Origin of the sequence: Streptomyces sp. NBC_00239 (assembly GCF_036194065.1) — a bacterium.
In the GTDB taxonomy this organism is placed as follows: Bacteria; Actinomycetota; Actinomycetes; order Streptomycetales; family Streptomycetaceae; genus Streptomyces.
Genome location: NZ_CP108095.1, coordinates 842815 through 862039 on the forward strand (window position 1 = coordinate 842815; position 19225 = coordinate 862039).

Consider the following 19225-nt stretch of genomic DNA (forward strand, 5'->3'; position numbering starts at 1 on the left):
CCGCGCGAGGGCCCGCAGCACCGGGGGGCGCTGCGCCGGGCCGCCGCGTCAGGGGGCGACGGTCTGCGAGACGGGCTCCCAGGCGAAGCCGTCCGGGTCGGTGCAGGGGGTGGCGCCGCCGCCGATGAGCAGGCGGTGGGATCCCGTGCCCTCGGGCGGGACGCCGACGTCCTTGGCCAGGGCGCGGCGCCGGTACAGGGCGAGCTTGACTGGGCCGGACCCGGCGTCGAACTCGGCGTACATGCGGCTGAAGCTCTTCGAGACCGTGAGGCCGCGGGCCGTGTAGAAGCGCTTGGTGGCGGCCATGTCGTCGACGCCGAGCAGGATGACGAACTCGTCGATGGTCCCGGTGGCGGGGCCGGTGTTCTTCTTCGCGGACGTCGCGATCTTCCAGATGGTCCCGTCGGGGGCCTGGATCACGGCACCGTAGCCCCAGAAGGACTTCGTGACGGGCTTGAGGGAGGTGGCGCCGGCGGCGAGGGCCGCGGAGGCGAGCCGGTCGACGTCGGCGGGCTGGGAGACGGTGAGCGCGAGGATGAATCCGCGGAAGCCGTCCGTGGGTGCGTGCGAGGCGCGCAGCCGCAGCGGCGTGTCCGGGCCGAAGGCCTCGGTGTAGAAGCGGTGGGCGGCCGTGGTGTCGGCCACTTCGAGGGTGACGGTGTCGATGGTTGCCATGTCCTTCACGTTAGTGAGGGGCCGGGCAGGGGTGCTTCTTGATTCCTGATCGATGCGCCGGACGCGGCCCCTCCTGGAGGACCGCCTGGAGGAGTCCCTGGAGGAATGCTTGCGGAAGACCGTATTCAGCCCCATCGGAGCGAATCGGTTCATACGATCACATGCCCGAGCGCGTCCACGTGCGTGCACGGGAACACCGACGCATCACCACGGAGGGGAAACCATGTCAGGCATTTCACGGCGCTCGCTACTAGGGTATTCGGGAACCGCGGCGGCCGGCGCGGCACTGAGCAGCGCCGGGTCGGCGCAGGCGGCCGACGCCGAGGCGCAGGCGGTGGACCAGGCCCAGGCGGCTCAGGCCGCGCCCGCGTTCCCGTCGGGGACCGAGTTCAAGGGCAGGGTTTCCCTCCCCGACTACAGCGGGGAGCTGACCATCACGTTCAGCGTCGCGATGGTGGACGCCGCGCCCGCCCACGGCGTCGCGCCGCTGGAGATCGCCAACGCGCTCAGCCAGCTCGCCCAGCAGCGCGGCTGGCTGCCGGTCACCTTCTACGGCACTCCCGCCCCCGCCCCGCTCACGGCCTGAGCCGCCGCGCCGGGGGCGGCGGCCGTCCGCCGCGTCCGGCGCCCCGGTCTCAGAACCAGGCGCGCTTCGCGCGTGCGCCGGCCCGGCCCTTGGAGGTGTCCTTCGCGGGCGCGGCGCCCGGGTGCGGCTGTGGCAGCGGCGGGAGCTGCGGGGCGTGCAGCCAGGCCGCGAAGAGGTCGTCCACCGGGCCGGTCGCGTGGCGGGCGACGTGCCCGGCGAAGGCACTCGTGGTGACCACGCCGTGCCGGTGCACGGTGGCCCACTCGCGCAGCATGGGGAAGAACGCCGCGTCGCCCAGGGCGCAGCGGATCGCGTGCAGCACGAGCCCGCCCCGCTGGTAGAGCCGGTCGTCGAACATCAGCTTGCGGCCCGGGTCGGCCAGGTGCAGGTCCTGCGGGAGCGCGGCCAGCAGCCGGTGTGCGGCGGCGGCGTGCTCGTGCGCGGTGCGGCCGCCGGAGCGCTCGGACCAGAGCCATTCCGCGTACTTCGCGAAGCCCTCGTTCAGCCAGATGTGCCGCCAGTCGGCGATGGTCACGCTGTTGCCGAACCATTGGTGGGCCAGCTCGTGGGCGACGAGCCGCTCGGAACCGCGTACGCCGTCCACGTGGTTGACGCCGAACAGGGAGAGGCCCTGGGCTTCCACCGGGACGTCGAGCTCCTCGTCGGCGACGACCACCGTGTACTCGCCGAAGGGGTACGGCCCGAAGAGCTCCTCGAAGAGCCGCATCATGGCGGGCTGCCGGGCGAAGTCGCGGGAGAACTCCGCCAGCAGGTGCGCCGGGACGTGGGCGGTCTGCGGGACCCCGCTGAGCCCGGGGTCGCCGAGGAGCACCGTCTGGTACATGCCGATGGCCAGGCCGACGAGGTAGCTGGAGGTCGGCGCGGACTGCTCGTACACCCAGGTCGTCGTGCTGGCCTTCGTGGTCCGGGTGAGCAGTCGGCCGCCGGCCACGACCGTGTAGGCGGACGGGATGTTGACGGAGATCTGGTACGAGGCCTTGTCGGCGGGGCGGTCGTTGCACGGGTACCACGACGGGGCGCCGACGGGCTGGCTGGCGACCAGCGCGCCGTCGGTCAGCTCCTCCCAGCCGAGGCCGCCCCAGGGGCTGCGCACCGGCTTGGGGTTCCCCGCCCAGTGGACCTCCACGGTGAAGGCGGCGCCGGCCGGCAGCGGTTTGGCGGGACGCAGGCGGAGCTTGCCGCCGCGGTGCGTGTACTGCGGGGCGCGGCCGTTGACCAGGACCCGGCCGACCTTGAACTCGGCCAGGTTCAGGTGGAACTCGGAGAGCGGCGCCCGTCCCGCTATGGCACTGAGCCGGGCCGTCCCGGCCAGCCGGTTGGGGCCGGGACGGTATTCCAGGGCGAGTTCGTACCGGTGCACGCGGTAACGGGAGTCTCCGTTGGCCGGGAAGTACGGGTCCGCTGCCGGTGTCTGCTGGCCGTTCACTGCCGCTTCCGTTCTGGCCCTGTCAGGACCGCCACGCCTCGATCGGATTGCCCAGCCACCGGGAGTCGGCGGGCACGGATTCCCCGGCCATCACGAGGGAGGCGGGACCCAGGGTGCTGCGGGCCCCGACCGTGCTCCCGGGCAGGACGATTCCGCCCGGGCCCAGGGTGGCGCCCGCATGGAGGACCACAGTATCCGTCCTCAAGATCCGGTCGTGGAAGAGGTGTGTCTGCAACACGCATCCCCGGTTCACGCTGACCGCGTCACCCAGAACCACCAGGTCCGTTTCGGGCAGCCAGTAGCTTTCGCACCACACTCCGCGGCCGACGCGGGCGCCGAGTCCGCGCAGCCACAGGGCCAGCGCGGGCGTGCCGGGCACCGATCCGGCCAGCCACGGCACGGCCAGTACCTCGACGAAGGTGTCGGCCAGTTCGTTGCGCCACACGAAGCCGCTCCACAGCGGGTGCTCGCCCGTCCGGTGGCGGCCCACCAGCAGCCACTTCGCGGCGATCGAGACCAGGCACGCGGCCAGGCCGGCGGCGAGCAGGACCGCTCCCGACAGCAGGGCGGTGCCCCAGTTCCCCAGGCCGGTGGCCGTCATCAGCGCGCAGAACGCCGCCACGGTCAGGACGGCGAGCGCCGCCGAGGAGAACACCGGGACGAGCCGGCACAGCTCCACCAGGCCGCGCGCCCACAGCAGCCGCGCGGGCGGGTCGTACGTCCGGCTCTGGTCGGCGTCGGCGGCGGACCTCGGCAGCTTGACGGGCGGCAGGCCCAGGTAGGAGCTGCCCTTCTTGGCCTTCTTCGGGGTGGCGGACAGCACGCCGACCAGGCCGTCGTCGGGGACGGTGCGGCCGGGCGCGGTCATGCCGGAGTTGCCGAGGAACGCCCGGCGGCCGATCTCGGACTCGCCGATCCGCATCCAGCCGCCGCCCAGTTCGTAGGGGGCGGTGAGGGTGTCGTCGGCGAGGAAGGCGCCTTCGCCGACGGTGGTGAGGCTCGGCAGCGCGAGCACCGTGGACACCTCGGCACCCCGGCCGATCTTCATGCCGAGCAGCCGCAGCCACACCGGGGTGATCAGCCCGGCGTACAGGGGGAAGAGCGTCTCGCGCGACAGGTCCATGAGCTGGGTGACCGTCCAGGCCTGCCAGCCGATCCGGCTGTGCGTCGGGTGGGTGCCGGTGCGCAGCCCGAGGCTGAGCAGGCGTACGGAGACCAGCAGGAGCAGCGCGTACGCGAATCCGTACGCGAGCGCCCCGGGCACCACGGCGAGCAGCGCTCCGCGCAGGGCGGGGACCAGCCCGGCGTCGGCGGGCACGAACCGGCTCACCACGAGCAGGGCGGGCACGGTGGCGACCACGGGCAGGGCCGTGAGGCAGAAGCCGGTCGCCCCGTACATGGTCCGCCAGGCGAGCCCGCGCGGCGGGCGTTCCTTGGGCCAGTTCCGCTTGGCCTTGCCGAGTTTGCCTGCGGGCGCTCCGGCCCAGCGCTGGCCGGTCGGGATCTGTCCGACGACGGCGGAGCCGGGGGCCACCTCGGCGCCCTTGCCGACCCGGGCGCCGGGGAAGAGGATGCTGCGGGTGCCGACGACGGCGCCCGCGCCGACCTTGACCGGGCCGATCTCCAGGCGGTCCCCGTCCAGCCAGTGTCCGGAGAGGTCCACCTCGGACTCCACGGCGCAGCCGCGGCCCAGTTTGAGCATGCCGGTGACCGGCGGGAGGGAGTGCAGGTCCACGTCGGGGCCGATCTTGGCGCCGAGGGCCCGGGCGTAGCGCTCCAGCCAGGAGCCGGTCAGCGAGGTCGCGCCGACGTACTCGGCCAGCCGCTCGGCCGTCCACAGCCTGAGGTGGACGCTGCCGCCGCGCGGGTAGTGGCCGGCCTTCACGCCGCGCAGCAGCAGGCGGGCGCCGCCCGCGGCGATCGCGAGGCGGCCCGGCGGGCTGAAGAGCAGTGCCGCGCCCGCGGCGACGAGCCACCACGAGGCGGTCGGCGCCCACGGGTAGGCCCCGATCCGGTGCAGTACGTTGCCCAGGGCGAGCAGCGCGACCGTCCAGCGCAGGCCGACCAGGGTGAACAGCGGGATCAGGAGCAGCGACTGGATCGCCTGGGAGCGGAGCGGGACCGGCGTGACGGTGCGGGCCTCGCCGTCGCCCTGCGCCGATTTCTCCAGCCGCCGGGCCAGCTTGCGCAGGGTGGGCTGCTGGTAGATGTCGAGGACGGCCGCGCTCGGGTAGCGGGCGCGCAGCCGGGTGGTGAGCTGGGCGGCGGCGAGGCTGTTGCCGCCGATGGCGAAGAAGTCGTCGGCGGCGCCGGTGACGGAGACTCCGAGGGTCTCGGTCCACTGTTCGGCGAGCCAGGCCTCGGTCCCGTAGAGCTGCTCGGCGGGGCCGCCGGTGTCCTGTTCGGGCAGCGGCCAGGGCAGGGCGTTGCGGTCGACCTTGCCGGAGGTGCGGGTGGGCAGTTCGTCGACCTGGGCGAGCAGCGGCACGAGGGCCGCGGGCAGTTCGGTGCGCAGGCGTGCGACGGCTGCCGCGTGGTCCCAGCCCTCCTGGGTGACGAGGTAGCCGACGAGCAGCTGGTTGCCGCTGCGTGCGGTGCGCACGGCGGCGGCCGCGCCGGCGACGCAGGGCAGGGCCTGGAGGGCGGCGTCGACCTCGCCGAGTTCGATCCGGCGGCCGCCGAGTTTGATCTGTTCGTCGCCGCGGCCGAGGAAGACCAGTCCTTCCGGTTCGGCGCGGACGAGGTCGCCGCTGCGGTAGGCGCGCTGCCAGCCGAGGGAGTCCAGCGGGGCGTACTTCTCGGCGTCCTTCTCGGGGTCGAGGTAGCGTGCCAGGCCGACGCCGCCGATGACGAGCTGGCCGCTGCCGCCCATGGGGACGGGCTCGCCGGACTCGTCGACGACGGCGAGTTCCCAGCCGTTCAGCGGGAGGCCGATGCGGATCGGTTCCTCGCCGGTGAGCAGGGAGGCGCAGGCGACGACGGTGGCCTCGGTGGGGCCGTACGTGTTCCAGACCTCGCGGCCCTCGGTTACCAGGCGCTGGGTGAGTTCGGGCGGGCAGGCCTCGCCGCCGAAGATCAGCAGGCGGACTTCGTTGAGGGTCTCGGGCTCCCAGAGTGCGGCCAGGGTCGGCACCGTGGACACCACGGTGATCTCCTGTTCCACCAGCCAGGGGCCGAGGTCGGCGCCGCTGCGGACCTGGGAGCGGGGGACGGGGACGAGGCAGGCGCCGTAGCGCCAGGCCAGCCACATCTCCTCGCAGGATGCGTCGAAGGCGACGGACAGTCCGGCCATGACCCGGTCGCCGGGGCCGATCGGCTCTTCGGCGAGGAACAGCGCGGCTTCGGCGTCGACGAAGGCGGCGGCGCTGCGGTGGCTGACGGCGACGCCCTTGGGCTTGCCGGTGGAGCCGGAGGTGAAGATGATCCACGCGTCGTGCTCGGGGCCGGGGCGGGCGGCGGCCGCTGCGGCGCCGGCGGCGGGTCCGGTGACCTCGATGCGCTGTCCGGCGCCGAGGACCGCTCGTACGCCGGCTTCGCCGAAGACCAGTTCGGCCCGTTCGTCCGGGTCCTCGGCGTCGACCGGGACGTAGGCGGCGCCGGCGGCGAGTACCGCGAGGATGGCCACGTACAGCTCGTTGGTGCCGGAGGGCACGCGGACGCCGACGCGGTCGCCGCGTCCCACTCCGGCGGCCGCGAGGGCGCGCCGCCTGCGTTCGACCTCGGCGGCCAGTGCCCGGTAGGTCAGTTGGGCGGTGCCGTCGTCCAGGGCGGGCTCGTCGGGGTGTTCCCGTACGGAGGCGTCGAGGATGTCGACGAGGGTGCGGGGCGGGGCGGCAGGGCCCGCGGCGAACAGGGCGGATTTTCCGGAGTCTTCGGGCGTTTCAGCGTCGGGTGCCGCCCCGCTGTCGGGGGCTGCTGCCCCGCTGTCGAGCAGAGTGAGTTCACCGTGCTCTGGTGTGACTGCCATCGGCCCTCGCGTCTCGTTCCCGGCAACGTCCGGGGTCGCCGGCGGAGCCCGGGAATGCCCGGGTTGTTCCGGTCCGGCGCCAAACAACCCTTCAGTTTAGTCCGCGGGACCGGCTCTCCCGCCGAAGACGGGGGCGTGGCCGGGAAGAACCGGCCGTGCCGTCGGTCACGGGTCAGGCGGCGCGGCACAGCCCGGCGGGGGTGAGCGGGGCGGCGGCGCGGGCCACGGTCGCGGGGACGGCGGGGGCCGGGGCGGGGGCCGGGCGGGCGGGGGCGGCGGCGAGGTCGGTGGCGGCGGGGACGGTGGCGGCGGCAGTGGCCTCGGGGGCCTCGGCCTGGGTGCGGCCGCGGGCGAAAACGACGAGGCGCAGCACCGCGAACCGGGCGACACCGGCGAGCGCGGAGGCGGACAGGTAGACGACCTGCTGGAGCACCGCGCCGGGCTCCGCGGCCAGTTGCTGGAGGAGGAGCATCGCCCCGCAGGTCACGGCGTACGCGGCCGCCGCGGATCCGGCCGACTGGGTGTGCTGGCGCCAGGTCGCGCGGCCGCCGGCGCCGAAGGTGAAGCGGGCGTGCAGCTCGGTGGCGAGGAGCGTGGAGACCACGGTGATCAGGGCGTTGGCCAGGACCCAGGGAATCCAGGAGGCGAGGGCCGCCACGGCGAAGCTGGAGGCGATCCCCACTCCCCCGCCGCAGAGCGCGAATCGGGCGAAGGCGGTGACGGCGCCGGTCGCTGCCTGCTGCCGGTTCTGTGCTGTCTCCATGACCCCACCCCTTCGCCATCGTTTCTTATGACGGAAACGCTACGTTGCATTCACGGATCGAGCAACAACATTGGTGCACTGGATCGACATTCCCGCAGGTAGATAGCATGAAATCGTTGCAATGGTTTTGAATCTAATGCAACAACCTCGCCCTGATTCGTTGCAATGAAATGAGCGTGAACGCTCTGCCGCCGGCCCGCCACCGGCTGCGGGCCCCAGGAGGCGGCTCCACACTGGGACGAGGGCGCGGCCATCGGCCGTGTCCTGACGGCGTCGGCTGAGAGGACCGCCCCCATGCGCGCTGAGTCTTCGGCCGCGACGCGGAAAGGGGCCTTCATCGCGGTCGCCGTCGCGCTGTTCTGCATCCAGCTCGACTCTTCGCCCTCAACCTCGCCGTTCCCGGCATCGCGGCGGAGTTCGGCGTGACGGTGTCGGCCGCGCAGTGGACCCTGTCCGCCCACATGCTCCCGCGCTCGGGCCGTTCGTGGGCGGCGGGTTCACCGAGGGGCCCGGCTGGCGCTGGATCTTCTGGCTGATGGTGCCGCTGGGACTGCTCTCCCTGCTCACGGCCCTCGCCTGCGTACCGGACTCGCGCGACACGTCGGCGCCGCGCGCGCTCGACCTTCCGGGCTGCGCCCTGGTCGTCTGCTCACCGGCCGCGCTCACCGTGGCCGTGGAGCGCGGCGACGCCTGGGGCTGGGACAGCCCCCGCACCATGGGCTTCCTCGCACCGGCCGTGGTGGCCGGCGGCCTGTTCCTGGTGCGGGAACGACTTGCCCGGCACCCGCTGATCGACCTGCGGCTGTTCCGCAACGTCCCGTACGTCGTGGTGACCGGGATGGGCTCGCTCTCGAACATGGGATACGGCGTCACCGTCTTCCTCGCCACGCTCTACCTCCAGGGCGTCCGCGGCCTCTCCCCCCTCGTGGCGGGCACCGTATTCCTCGCCCCGGCGCTGCTGGTGGCGCTCAGCGGGCCGCTCGGGGCGCGGCTGGCCCGGCACCTGCGGCCGACCGCGGTGATGGCACTGGCCGGGGCCGTCGCGGGCACCGGGTTCGCGTGCAGCCGGTCTTCCGTCAGGCGGCCAGCCAGATCGGGTTGGTGAAGGCGGCCGGCGGGCCCGGCAGCGGCGGGGTCGGGGAGGGGTGGCGGACCTCCGCGCGGACGTACGCGGCCCGCTGCGGCGTCGTACGCCACTCCAGGGACGTCGCCTGTGGCGCGGTGAAGGCCAGGCCCTGGTCGGTGACCAGCCGCAGGTCACAGCCCTCCGCTCCGGTCACCGACAGCCGGACGAGGACCTCGGTGCCGGGATCGGCGCACCGCAGCCGCTCCCCAATGCCGGCGTGGCCGCCGCGCGGGGTGACGGCGCTGAAGTCGACGGAGACGGCGCAGGACTCGGCGGCGTACGCACGTCCGGCGCGCAGGCCCGCCAGGATCGCCGTGCGCGACAGGTCGTCGGCCAGGACCACGGTCTGCGGCCCGCCGATCCGGTCCGGGTCGCGGTGGTAGTCGCTGTGTGCGAGCGCCGGCAGCCACTGTTCGCCGTGGGAGCCGCGCAGGGTGGCGTCCCAGGACGCCAGGGACACCTCGTCGTCGGGGGTCCAGGCGCCGTTCCATATCTCCACGGCGTCGGCCTCCCCGAAGCCGAACTTCCAGGCGCAGCCCACGCAGGTGGCGTGCGGGTGGGCCGGTACGACGAGCCCGCCGGCCCGCCGGACGGCGCGGGCGAAGCGCTCGAAGCGGCCGTCGCGCGCGCGGTAGCGCCAGTCGACGAACGTGCCCGGGTCGGTGCCCACGGCCAGGACGTGGCCGGTGCGGGTGGTGACCTCCTCCCCGGTGAGGACGAGCAGACCGGTCGCGGCGGCGCCGGACCAGGCGGTGTGGGCGCTGTGGGTGTTGTGCTCGGAGCTGTTGATGAAGTCCAGGCCCGCGGCCCGGGCGAGCCCCGCGATCTCGGCGGGCGTGCGGCGGCCGTCGGAGTGGACGGAGTGGACGTGGCAGTCACCGCGGTACCAGGCGCGGCCGCGGCCCGCCACGCGCTCGGGCGGGTAGGCCGCCGGGACGACGGGCGCCGCATCACCGAACGCGAAGGTGGCGGTGATCTCGTACGGCAGGCCCTGCGGGGCCACGCCGTACGGGCCGAGCGCGATGTACCAGCGGCCGGGCTCCAGCGGGCCGGGCAGATAGCCGGGGGTGGCGTCGTCGGTCCGGAGGAAGAACTCGCTGCGGGCGCCGCCGGACCAGCCGCGGAAACCGCGGCCGCCGAGCGCGGTGCCGCGCTGGTCGAACAGGCCGATGTCGAGGGCGTTGCCCGGGGTGCCCGGCGGGGTGGGCGGCTTGTCGTAGCGGTAGGAGACGCGTAACTCGCGTATGCCCGGCGGGACGTCCAGCGGGACGTACACGAAGTCCGGTGCGCCGGGCGGGATCGTGCCGCTCAGGGTCGTCGTGGTGGTGTCCGGATCCGGTTCCGCGGCCGCGGCCGTGACGGAGGGGGTGGCGGCGGTGGCCGCCACGGTTGCCTGTGCCAGCAGTGCTCGTCTACTGAGGGCCATGGCACCGAGGATGGGCGGGGAAGGTGAATCCGGCGTGAACGCCCCGGCCCTCCGTGCCGGGCCCGGCCGTGAAGCCGCCGGGCCGGTGCGGTCCGCGCGCGGCCTCTCCCGCGGCCCCCGCGGCGATGATTTCCGGCCGGGTTGCTCATCTGCGGTGAGCGTCGTGGGACATCGTGCGACGCTGCCCAGCACGACATTCCACGGGAGGACCCCATGACGACCACCCCCGCCGGGCCGAGCAGCGATCTCCCCGGCAAACCGCCCGTCGTCGACCTGGCCACCTGGCAGGCGGCGCGCGCGGAACTGCTGGTCCGCGAGAAGGCGCACACCCGTGAGGGCGACGCGATCGCCGCGGCCCGGCGGCGGCTGCCGATGGTCGAGTTCGACGGCAAGACGGAAGTCACCGGGCCGGACGGGCCGGTCCCGTTCCTCGACCTGTTCCAGGGCCGCGACGAACTCGTCGTCTACAAGCACATGTGGCACGACGGGGCACCGCACCAGGGCCAGTGCGAGGGCTGCACCACCGTGGCCTGGCACGTGCGGGACGCCGTGTACCTCCATGCCCGGGGCGTCTCGTTCGCCGTCGTGACCACCGGCCGGTGGGACGAGGTGGCCGACTTCGTCTCGTTCATGGGGTACACCCAGCCCTGGTACTCGGTGAGGGACGTGGCGGCGCCGGTCGGCGGGGAGATGGGCCACATCACGTGCTTCCTGCGCGACGGCGACCGCGTGTTCCTCACCTACGCCACGACGGGCCGCGGCAACGAGTCGGCCAACGGGACCTTCGGCCTGCTCGACATGACGCCCTACGGCCGCGGCGAGGGATGGGAGGACAACCCCGAGGGCTGGCCCGTGATCGGCGACGTCCGGGACGGCTACCCCGCCGAGGGCCGCCAGGCGTGCTGGTACTGGCGCACGGACGCCGACGGCGTCGCCACCTGGGGCCCCACCAGCCGGCCCGTGCCGCAGTGGACCCGCCCCGGCGCGACCCCCGAGGAGACCCTGGGCCGGACCGGCCACCACTGACACGCCTTCGGTACGGAGACGGGGCACGGGCGCCCCGCCGGTCCGGCCCGAAGGGCGGGGTGCCCGCGCGGGCCCCTCAGGAGCGCGGGGTCGGCTGGGCCGATGACGGTGGTGCGGACGGCGGGGGTTCCGAGGAGACTCCCGGCCGCGGTGAGCCGGACGGTCCTGACGACGGCCCCGGCCCCGGCCCGGGGCGCTCGACCGCGCCCGGGCCCGTGCGCACGGACCCGGGCGGAACCGCGGACGGTCCCGGGCGCACCGACGCGGACCGCTCCGGCTCCGGCGTGGGCGAGAGCCCCTGCCGGGGCCGGCCCGGGTCCGGGGCGGGGGTGGTGATCTCCGGCGGGGCGGCCGGAGGCACCGGCCGGGGCGCCGGAGACTGCGGGGCCAGCGCGAGGTAGCCGGCCGCGAGGGCGGCGGCGGTGGCCAGTCCGGCCAGCGGAAGGCCCATCCGGCGCAGCCGCTCCAGGGGCAGCCGCCTGAGGTGCGGGCCGGGCGGGTCCGCGGGGCGCAGGTCCCGGACGGTGACGCCCTCGGCGCGTGCCTCGAACGCCTCGCGCAACCGCCGCTCCACGGGCCGCGGCGGAACGGCACCCGGCCCGGACCCATGCCCGTAGCCGGAGCCGTGGCCGGACCCGTATCCGCGCACGTCGTCGTGGTCGTGGTCGTGATCGTGGGTCATACCCGGCCCTCCAGAAGCTTTTCCAGCGCGTCCAGGGCGCGGCTCGCGTTGGATTTCACCGCGCCCCGGCTGATGCCGAGGGTCGTGGCGATCTCGGCCTCGCTCAGGTCGGCCCAGTACCGGAGGACCAGCACCTGGCGGCGGCGCGGTGTCAGCCGTGCGAGGGCGGCGAGCACCTCGCGGTGGGCCTCGTCGAGGACGACGTGATCGGCGGCGGAGGGCACGTCCACCGGGGCCGGCGGGATCCAGGCGCGAGCCGTACGGCGGCGCCGCAGCACGGAACGGGACGTGTTGACCACGGCCATGCGCAGGTAGGCCAGGGCGTTGTCGACCTCGCGGGGGTGCTCGCCGTGGCGCCGGTAGAGAGCGGTGAAGGCGTCCTGGACGACGTCCTCGGCGGTGGCCAGGTCGTCGACCAGCAGCACGGCCAGACGCACCATGCGCAGCCGGTGCGCGTGGTAGAGCTCGCTGACGGTCGGGGGCCGGTCGGCCGGGGGCCATTCCACCGGGGGCCGCTCGTCCGGGAAACGGCCGTCCGTGGCAGGGCCGTCCGAGAAACGGCCGGCCCCGCCGTCGGCGTACGGCTGCCCGGGTACGGCCGTATCCGGGTTCCGCGGGGCGACGAGGCGTTCGCGGCGCAGCAGCCCGGGCAGCAGGACCCGCACCGCACGGCGGAGGCCGTGCGGTGCGGGCGCGCTCGGCGGCGCGAAGTGCGGTAGGGCGAGGTGGAGCACAGGATTCCTAGAGCGGAGCACGTCAGCGGTGCGCGCCGCGCCGCCGTACGGCGTACAGGGATCCGGCGCCGGCGGCGATCAGCGCGGCGGCCCCGGCGCCGAGGGCGGCGGTGGTCGCGGTCGAGCCAGTATGCGCGAGCTCCGGCGCGGAGCCGTCGGCGGGGGCGGGCGCGGGGGCGGCGGAGCTCTCCGGGGTCGCGTCGCCCGGGGTCTCCACGCCGGGAGCGGCGGACGGCGCCGCCGACGGTGCGGTGGAGGGCTGCACCGCGGGGGCCGGTTCGGACGGGCCGGTCGGCTCGGCGCTCGGCCGGACGCTGGCGGCCGGCGCGGGAGCCGGGGTCGCCGACACGACGGCGGGCGCCGGAGCGGCGGAGGCGGCCGTGGCCGGGGCTGCGGCGAGGGAGGCGAGCACTCCGGCCGCGAGAGCCGCACCGTAAACGTGCCTGAGGTTCTTCACGTGGTTCTCCAGGGTCGGGTGAGGGGCACGGAACCGTGCCCCTCACCCCCCACGACGTGCGACCCGCCGGGAGGTTGCCGCGCGCCGCGGACTTTTTTCGGCACGCGGCCGGCCGCCTGGCCGTCCCCTCCCGCGGCAGGCTGTTCGATCTTCACGCAGGACGGTGGCGCGGCGGGGGCGGTGACCGCGGGCGGACCGCCGGGCGCCGGCGCCGTCCGCTTCGGCTGCCCGCCGTCGGAGTTCCAGCCGATTCCCGGTGACGCCCCGGGCGGCACACGGGCACCCGCTCCGCCACTCGATGGCGCCCGTTCGGGGGAGGTGGGGGCCGGTACGGGGTCGCCGGCGGCCCGGCGGGATACGGATGCGACCGGCACACCCTGCCCACGCCCTGCCGCATCCCGGGAGACCACCATGAGCTGCATCAATCGACGCGACCTCGCTCTGCTCGCCCTTCGGGCCGGTACCGGGGCGGTGCTCATGGCGCACGGTACGCAGAAGCTGTTCGGGTGGTTCGGCGGTGGCGGCCTGGACAAGACGGCGGCCGCGATGGAGCAGATGGGCTTCACGCCCGGCCGGCGCAGCGCCCTCGCCGCGGGGCTCGGGGAGACCGGGGGCGGGGCGCTGCTCGTACTGGGCCTCGCCACCCCCGCCGCCGGCGCCGCGGCCGCGGGGGCCATGGCGGGCGCGGTGGCCGTCCACGCCCCCGCCGGGTTCTTCGCCCAGAGCGGCGGATTCGAGTACCCGGCCTTCCTCGGGTTCACCGCAGCCGCGATCGGCCTGGCCGGCGCCGGCCGCTACTCCCTCGACCACGCCACCGGCCACACCTTCGACCAGCGGTGGATGCTCGCGTCGGCGTTCGCCGTGAGCGCCGCCGCGGCCGCCGCGGTGGTGACCAAGCGCGCACAGGACCAGCAGGAGGACGACCCGCAGGACGCCTGACCCGAAAGCGAAAGCGAAGACGAAGGCCGAGGAGAAGGCCAAGGGGGCGACCAGAGCGAGGGCGAAGACGAGGGACGGGGGACGAGGAGCAGGCGAAGACGAGGGGCGAGCAGCGGGAGAGGACGAGGGGCGAGCGGCGGTCACCGGCGGCGGAGTTGGCCGAACTCCGACGGAATCCGGCTGCCGTTCGCCTGGTGTATCCCCTGCCGTCACACCAGGCTCCCCCTTCGGTACCCCGAGCCCGCTGTCCTGGGTACGCACAACACCCCTCAACCCGCAGAGGTCGTCTTCACCATGGCAGAACTCAATCGCCGCCGCTTCCTGCAGCTCACCGGCGGCGCCGCCGCGCTGACCATGCTCAACGAGAGCATCGCGCGCGCCGCCTCCATCCCCGCCCAGGGGACCACCGGCACCATCGCCGACGTCGAGCACATCGTGGTGCTCATGCAGGAGAACCGGTCCTTCGACCACTACTTCGGCGCCCTGCGCGGCGTCCGCGGCTTCGGCGACCCCCGCCCGGTGACGCTGCCCAGCGGCAAGTCCGTCTTCCACCAGTCCGACGGCGTCAAGGAGACGCTGCCCTTCCGGCCGCCGTCCGAGGACCTCGGCATGGAGTTCCTCCAGGGCCTCAACCACGACTGGGCGGGCGGCCAGAGCGCGTTCAACAAGGGCAAGTACGACAACTGGGTGCCGGCCAAGACGCCCACCACGATGGCGTACCTGACGCGCGACGACATCCCGTTCCACTACGCGCTCGCCGACGCGTTCACCATCTGCGACGCGTACCACTGCTCGTTCATCGGCTCCACCGACCCCAACCGGTACTACCTCTGGTCGGGCCACACCGGCAACGACGGCAAGGGCGGCGGCCCGGTCCTCAACAACGCCGAGGCCGGCTACGACTGGACCACCTATCCCGAGCGCCTTGAAGCGGCGGGCATCTCCTGGAAGGTCTACCAGGACATAGGCGACGGCCTCGACGCGGCCGGCTCGTGGGGCTGGATCAACGACGCCTACCGCGGCAACTACGGCGACAACTCCCTGCTGTACTTCAACAAGTACCGCAACGCCCAGCCCGGCAACCCGCTCTACGACAAGGCCCGCACCGGCACCGACGCCAAGGCGGGCGAAGGCTACTTCGACCGGCTGCGCGCCGACGTCACCGCGGGCACCCTCCCCCAGGTCTCCTGGATCGCGTCCCCCGAGGCGTTCAGCGAGCACTCCAACTGGCCCTCGAACTACGGCGCCTGGTACATCTCGCAGGTCCTGGACGCCCTCACCTCCAACCCGGACGTGTGGGCCCGTACCGCGCTGTTCATCACGTACGACGAGAACGACGGCTTCTTCGACCACGTCGTCCCGCCGTACGCCCCCGCCAACGCCAACGAGGGCCTGTCGACCACGCCCACCGCGCTGGACGTCTTCCCCGGCAAGCCCGGTTACGTCGCCGGCCCGTACGGTCTGGGCCCGCGCGTGCCGATGCTCGTCGTCTCCCCGTGGAGCACCGGTGGCTACTCGTGCTCGGAGACCCTCGACCACACCTCCGTCATCCGCTTCATGGAGCAGCGCTTCGGCGTGACGGAGCCCAACATCTCGCCCTGGCGCCGCGCCGTCTGCGGTGACCTGACCTCCGCCTTCGACTTCGCGCGCAAGGACACGGGCGCGGTCGAGCTGCCCGACACCGGCGCGTGGGAGCCGCAGGACCGTGAGCGCCACCCCGACTTCGTGGCTCCCGCCCCGGCCGTAGGCTCCATGCCGCGCCAGGAGAAGGGCCTGCGCCCCACCCGTGCGCTGAAGTACGCCCCGTACGTGGACGGCGCGGCGCTCGTCGCGGAGGGCAAGTTCCGGCTGACGTTCAGCGGCGGCCCGGACCTGGGCGCGCAGTTCTACGTGACCTCCGGCAACCGCACCGACGCCCCGTGGACGTACACCACCGAGGCCGGCAAGTCGATCGCGGACACCTGGAACACCCGCTACTCGGCCGGGGTCACGGACCTGACCGTGCACGGCCCCAACGGCTTCCTGCGCGGCTTCCGCAACCCCGGCACCACCGCCGGCCCCGAGGTCACCGCCCGCCACAACGCGGCCACCGGCAACCTCGACCTCACGCTCACCAACGCCGGCGCGTCGACCGCGACCCTCACGGTCACCAACGCGTACGGCGGCGGACCCAAGCGCCTCACGGTCGCGAAGGGCGCGACCGTCACGTACAGCGTCCCGCTGCGGAACACGCGGCGCTGGTACGACGTGACGGTGACCGCGTCCGCGACGCCGGACTTCGAGCGGCGCTTCGCGGGCAAGGTCGAGACGGGCGCGGCCGGCTTCTCGGACCCGGCGATCCTGACGGAGCAGTCCTCCTGACCCGCCCCTTCCGCAAGGTGACCCGTTGATCACGTGATCAGCTCGGGTCCCGGGGCTTGCCACGTGACCCGACGCCGACGCCGGCCCGCACCGGGCCGGCGTCGGTCGTGGGCGCGGGGCCTTGAGGGCGCCCCCCTGCCGGTCCCCCGCGCTACTCGACGGCCGAGGGGTACGGGCTGTGCATGGTGAGGAAGCGGATGTCGAGGTCGGTTTCCAGGTAGTCCATGCGCCGCTCCCAGAAGGCCCGCATGTGCGGGAGGGCGAGGTGGGCGTCGAGATCGGCCTCGGAGCGCCAGGCCTCGTAGAACACGAAGACGCCGGGGTCGTCGCGATCCTCGTGGAAGTGGTACGCGAGGCAGCCGGGCTCCTGCCGGGTCGGCTCGACGAACGAGAGCAGCAACTCCTTGAGTTCCTCGGCGCGTTCGGGAACGGGGCGGGCGGTGCCGACGAGCGTGAACGGCTGGGTCATGCGGGTTCCCCCTGGTAGGTACCATCAATCTCGTACCTACCGGACGCTATCGAACGGGAAGGTACGATGCAATCCGTACCTCACGAGACCTGGGAGAGGTTGTTCCCGTGCCCGACGAAGAAGGACACCCGGACGTCGAGGAGATCGAGCTCGGCCCGGTCCTCTCCGCACTCGCCGATCCCCTGCGCCGCCGCGTGGTGCGCGAACTGGCCGCCGCACCCGACGGCACGGCGCGGACGTGCAGCTCCTTCGGGCTGCCCGTCTCCAAGGCGACCGTCACGCACCACTTCCGCGCCCTGCGCGAAGCCGGTCTGATCCGGCAGGTCGACCGGGGCAACAGCCGGATGGCCGGCCTGCGCCGCGCCGACATCGAGCGCCGCTTCCCCGGCCTGCTCGCCATCCTCGCGGCCGAACCCGACGAGTGACCTCCCGCACGGGCCGACCCCCGCCACGCCGGCTCCCCGAGCCGCACATGCGGACGCCCGCGCCCTCACGGGTGACCTCGACCGACAGTGATCGTTATGGACGCGTCGAGGTCAGCGGAGGCACGCGCGTGCCGGTGGGGTAGGACTGCATGGCGAGCGCCGTCGTACTGGACGCGCTGCGCCGCCTGTTCGACGAGGGCGGCGCCGCCGAGCGGGCGCGCGGCCTTCCGGCCGGATTCGGCCCGGGCATCACGGCCGAGATGACGCCGGGCCGCTGGAGCCGTACGCCGTGACGGCAGTGGAAGGAGACCCGATGACCGCATGTCCCCTGACCTCGGTGGCGCCGGACAGCGGCCTGGTCGTGCCGCCGGGTGGAGGCCGTACGCTGCGCACCGCCGCCCAGCAGGTGACGTTCAAGGTGACCGGCGTGCAGTCCCGTACCGCGTCGAGCTTCGAGGTGCTCGTGCCCCCGGGCTTCGACGTCGGCGCGCACGTCCACGCGCGCAGCGAGGAGCTGTTCTACGTCCTCGACGGCGAACTCGACGTGCTCGCCTTCGAGCCGCGCGTCCGCACCCCGGACGGCTGGCGGGGCTGGCGGTCACCGAAGGGGGAGCGCGTGGTCCGCGCCACGCCCGGCACGGTCATCCTGGTCCCGCCCGGCTGCCCGCACGCCTTCGCCAACCCCACCGACGTCCCGGCTCGGATGTTCTTCCAGTCGTCCCCTCCCCCGGACCACGAGCGGTACTTCGAGGAGCTGCTGGAGATCCTGTCCGCCGCCCCCGCCGACGGGCCCGCCGACCACGAGGCCATCGCCGCACTGCGCCGCCGCTACGACATCGAGCAGCTCACCCCGCTGCGCCACGACCGGCCGGCGGAGGGCCGGTGACGGGGGACGGGGGCGCGCCCCTGTACGAGGTGTCGGACCTGGCCGCGCTGGATTTCGACCCGTTCCTGCGCGAGGCGTTGCGGGCCGGGCCGGTCGTACGGATCCGGCTGGCGCACGGCACCCCCGGCGAGTGCTGGCTGGCGGCCCGGCACGACATCGTCCGGTTCGTCACCTCCGATCCCCGGTTCAGCCGTGACATCGTCGGCCGCCCGCTGCCCAGCATGAACAGGTACCTCGTTCCGCTGGACCGCGCGGTCAGCTTCGTCGACCCGCCCGACCACACCCGCGTCCGCTCCGTGGTCTCCGCGGCGTTCAACCGTTTCGGCACGGCGGCCCTGCGCCCGCGCGCCCAGGCCGTACTGGACGAGCGCATCGACGCGATGACGGCGGCCGGGTCGCCCGCCGACCTCGTCCGGCACGTCACCTCCCCCTTCCCCCTGCACGTCATCGGGGACCTGCTGGGGATCCCGGACGCCGACCGGCCGCTCCTGTCCGGGTGGGCGGACAGCATCCTGACCCGGGCGAAGGACGAGGCGGGGGTCGAGCGGGCGCGGCGGGCCAAGGACGAAGTCCGCGCCTTCTTCCGCGAACTGGCCCGCGAACGCCGGGACCGGCCGCGGCGCGACCTCGTCAGCGACCTGGGAGCCGCGGTCCACAACGGCAGGATCGAGGAGGAGGAACTCCTCGCCCTGGCCACGCTGATGGGGATCAACGGCTGGCACGCGGTGCGCAACCACACCTCCAACATGGTCTACCTCCTGCTCACCGACGACACCCTGATGCACCGGCTGCGGTCCGACCCGGACTCCGTCCCGGCGGCCGTGGAGGAACTGCTGCGTTGGATCCCCCACAAGCACGGCGTGGGTCAGGCCCGCGTCGCCACCGAGGACGTCGAGGTGGGAGGCAGCGTGATCCGCCGCGGCGAGGCCGTGTACGTGTCCTACGTGGCAGCCAACTGGGATGAGCGGCACTACCCCGAGCCGCACCGGATCGACATCGACCGAGCGGGCCCGCCCCATCTCGCCTTCGGCTACGGCCCCCACCACTGCCTGGCGCCCATGCTGGCCCGCATGGAGGCCGAACTGCTCCTCGGCACCCTCGTCTCCCGCCTCCCGGGCCTGCGCCTGGCCGTCGATCCCGGCGAAGTGGCCTGGCAGAAGGACGTACTCATCCGGGGCCCCGTGGCCCTCCCCGTCACCTGGTGAGACCGGGAGGCCAATGGGAGGGGGGCGGCCGGGGCGGGCTCCGGAGAGCCG

The 19225-nt window shown here is 73.9% G+C and carries 17 protein-coding genes and 1 pseudogene; 9 read left to right on the forward strand and 9 right to left on the reverse strand.

Features of this window, described 5'->3' with window-relative positions; all coding sequences use genetic code 11:
• Positions 1 to 48: 48 nt before the first annotated feature.
• Positions 49 to 675 (reverse strand): glyoxalase, encoded by a 627-nt coding sequence (locus OG764_RS03825; RefSeq protein WP_328966943.1) that lies wholly within the window; start codon positions 673 to 675, stop codon positions 49 to 51.
• A gap of 223 nt (positions 676 to 898) precedes the next feature.
• Between OG764_RS03825 and OG764_RS03830 the strand changes: the two genes are divergently transcribed.
• Entirely contained in the window at positions 899 to 1261 is a 363-nt protein-coding gene (locus OG764_RS03830) for a hypothetical protein (protein ID WP_328966944.1), read from the forward strand.
• A 49-nt stretch (positions 1262 to 1310) separates the two neighbouring features.
• Here OG764_RS03830 and OG764_RS03835 read toward each other — a convergent pair whose 3' ends face one another.
• The 3 genes from OG764_RS03835 to OG764_RS03845 form a co-directional block, all read right to left on the reverse strand.
• Positions 1311 to 2708: a M1 family metallopeptidase gene (locus tag OG764_RS03835; protein ID WP_328966945.1), complete on the reverse strand. Its 1398-nt coding sequence runs from the start codon at positions 2706 to 2708 to the stop codon at positions 1311 to 1313.
• 22 nt (positions 2709 to 2730) lie between these two features.
• A complete protein-coding gene (locus OG764_RS03840; protein WP_328966946.1) occupies positions 2731 to 6675 on the reverse strand; it encodes a Pls/PosA family non-ribosomal peptide synthetase in 3945 nt (1314 codons plus the stop codon).
• A gap of 172 nt (positions 6676 to 6847) precedes the next feature.
• Positions 6848 to 7438, reverse strand: a complete 591-nt coding sequence (locus OG764_RS03845; protein WP_328966947.1) for a hypothetical protein — start codon at positions 7436 to 7438, stop codon at positions 6848 to 6850.
• Positions 7439 to 7880: 442 nt separating this feature from the next.
• Between OG764_RS03845 and OG764_RS03850 the strand changes: the two genes are divergently transcribed.
• Positions 7881 to 8543, forward strand: coding sequence for an MFS transporter (locus OG764_RS03850; protein ID WP_328966948.1), 663 nt, complete (start codon positions 7881 to 7883; stop codon positions 8541 to 8543).
• Here OG764_RS03850 and OG764_RS03855 read toward each other — a convergent pair.
• The gene (locus OG764_RS03855; protein WP_328966949.1) at positions 8515 to 9990 is read right to left on the reverse strand and encodes a CehA/McbA family metallohydrolase; all 1476 of its coding nucleotides are present in this window, start codon (positions 9988 to 9990) and stop codon (positions 8515 to 8517) included. The genes OG764_RS03850 and OG764_RS03855 overlap by 29 nt on opposite strands.
• A 213-nt stretch (positions 9991 to 10203) precedes the next feature.
• Between OG764_RS03855 and OG764_RS03860 the strand changes: the two genes are divergently transcribed.
• A complete protein-coding gene (locus OG764_RS03860) occupies positions 10204 to 11016 on the forward strand; it encodes a DUF899 domain-containing protein (protein WP_328966950.1) in 813 nt (270 codons plus the stop codon).
• 76 nt (positions 11017 to 11092) lie between these two features.
• Here the strand turns inward: OG764_RS03860 and OG764_RS03865 are convergent, their stop codons facing one another.
• Genes OG764_RS03865 through OG764_RS03875 form a run of 3 tightly spaced genes read right to left on the reverse strand, consistent with a single transcriptional unit; the run spans position 11093 to position 12889 of the window.
• Positions 11093 to 11698, reverse strand: coding sequence for a hypothetical protein (locus OG764_RS03865; protein ID WP_328966951.1), 606 nt, complete (start codon positions 11696 to 11698; stop codon positions 11093 to 11095).
• Entirely contained in the window at positions 11695 to 12432 is a 738-nt protein-coding gene (locus tag OG764_RS03870; protein WP_328966952.1) for an RNA polymerase sigma factor, read from the reverse strand. Before OG764_RS03870 ends, OG764_RS03865 begins: the two co-directional genes overlap by 4 nt.
• 22 nt (positions 12433 to 12454) lie before the next feature.
• Positions 12455 to 12889, reverse strand: coding sequence for an LPXTG cell wall anchor domain-containing protein (locus OG764_RS03875; RefSeq protein WP_328966953.1), 435 nt, complete (start codon positions 12887 to 12889; stop codon positions 12455 to 12457).
• A gap of 411 nt (positions 12890 to 13300) precedes the next feature.
• On the opposite strand from OG764_RS03875, the gene OG764_RS03880 reads away from it, so the two are divergent.
• A complete protein-coding gene (locus OG764_RS03880; RefSeq protein ID WP_328966954.1) occupies positions 13301 to 13828 on the forward strand; it encodes a DoxX family membrane protein in 528 nt (175 codons plus the stop codon).
• A 294-nt stretch (positions 13829 to 14122) separates the two neighbouring features.
• Positions 14123 to 16189: a phosphocholine-specific phospholipase C gene (locus tag OG764_RS03885; RefSeq protein WP_328966955.1), complete on the forward strand. Its 2067-nt coding sequence runs from the start codon at positions 14123 to 14125 to the stop codon at positions 16187 to 16189.
• A 151-nt stretch (positions 16190 to 16340) separates the two neighbouring features.
• On the opposite strand, the gene OG764_RS03890 is transcribed toward OG764_RS03885, so the two are convergent.
• A complete protein-coding gene (locus tag OG764_RS03890) occupies positions 16341 to 16658 on the reverse strand; it encodes a putative quinol monooxygenase (RefSeq protein WP_328966956.1) in 318 nt (105 codons plus the stop codon).
• Positions 16659 to 16765: 107 nt separating this feature from the next.
• Between OG764_RS03890 and OG764_RS03895 the strand changes: the two genes are divergently transcribed.
• The 4 genes and pseudogenes from OG764_RS03895 to OG764_RS03910 all read left to right on the forward strand — a co-directional run bounded on the left by OG764_RS03895 (position 16766) and on the right by OG764_RS03910 (position 19174).
• The gene (locus tag OG764_RS03895) at positions 16766 to 17083 is read left to right on the forward strand and encodes an ArsR/SmtB family transcription factor (RefSeq protein ID WP_328966957.1); all 318 of its coding nucleotides are present in this window, start codon (positions 16766 to 16768) and stop codon (positions 17081 to 17083) included.
• Positions 17084 to 17232: 149 nt separating this feature from the next.
• Positions 17233 to 17376 (forward strand): annotated as a pseudogene (locus tag OG764_RS03900) (type III polyketide synthase); the annotation flags it as partial.
• A 20-nt stretch (positions 17377 to 17396) separates the two neighbouring features.
• Positions 17397 to 17969, forward strand: a complete 573-nt coding sequence (locus tag OG764_RS03905) for a cupin domain-containing protein (protein ID WP_328966958.1) — start codon at positions 17397 to 17399, stop codon at positions 17967 to 17969.
• The gene (locus OG764_RS03910; protein ID WP_328966959.1) at positions 17966 to 19174 is read left to right on the forward strand and encodes a cytochrome P450; all 1209 of its coding nucleotides are present in this window, start codon (positions 17966 to 17968) and stop codon (positions 19172 to 19174) included. The genes OG764_RS03905 and OG764_RS03910 overlap by 4 nt, the downstream gene beginning before the upstream one ends.
• Positions 19175 to 19225: the final 51 nt, after the last annotated feature.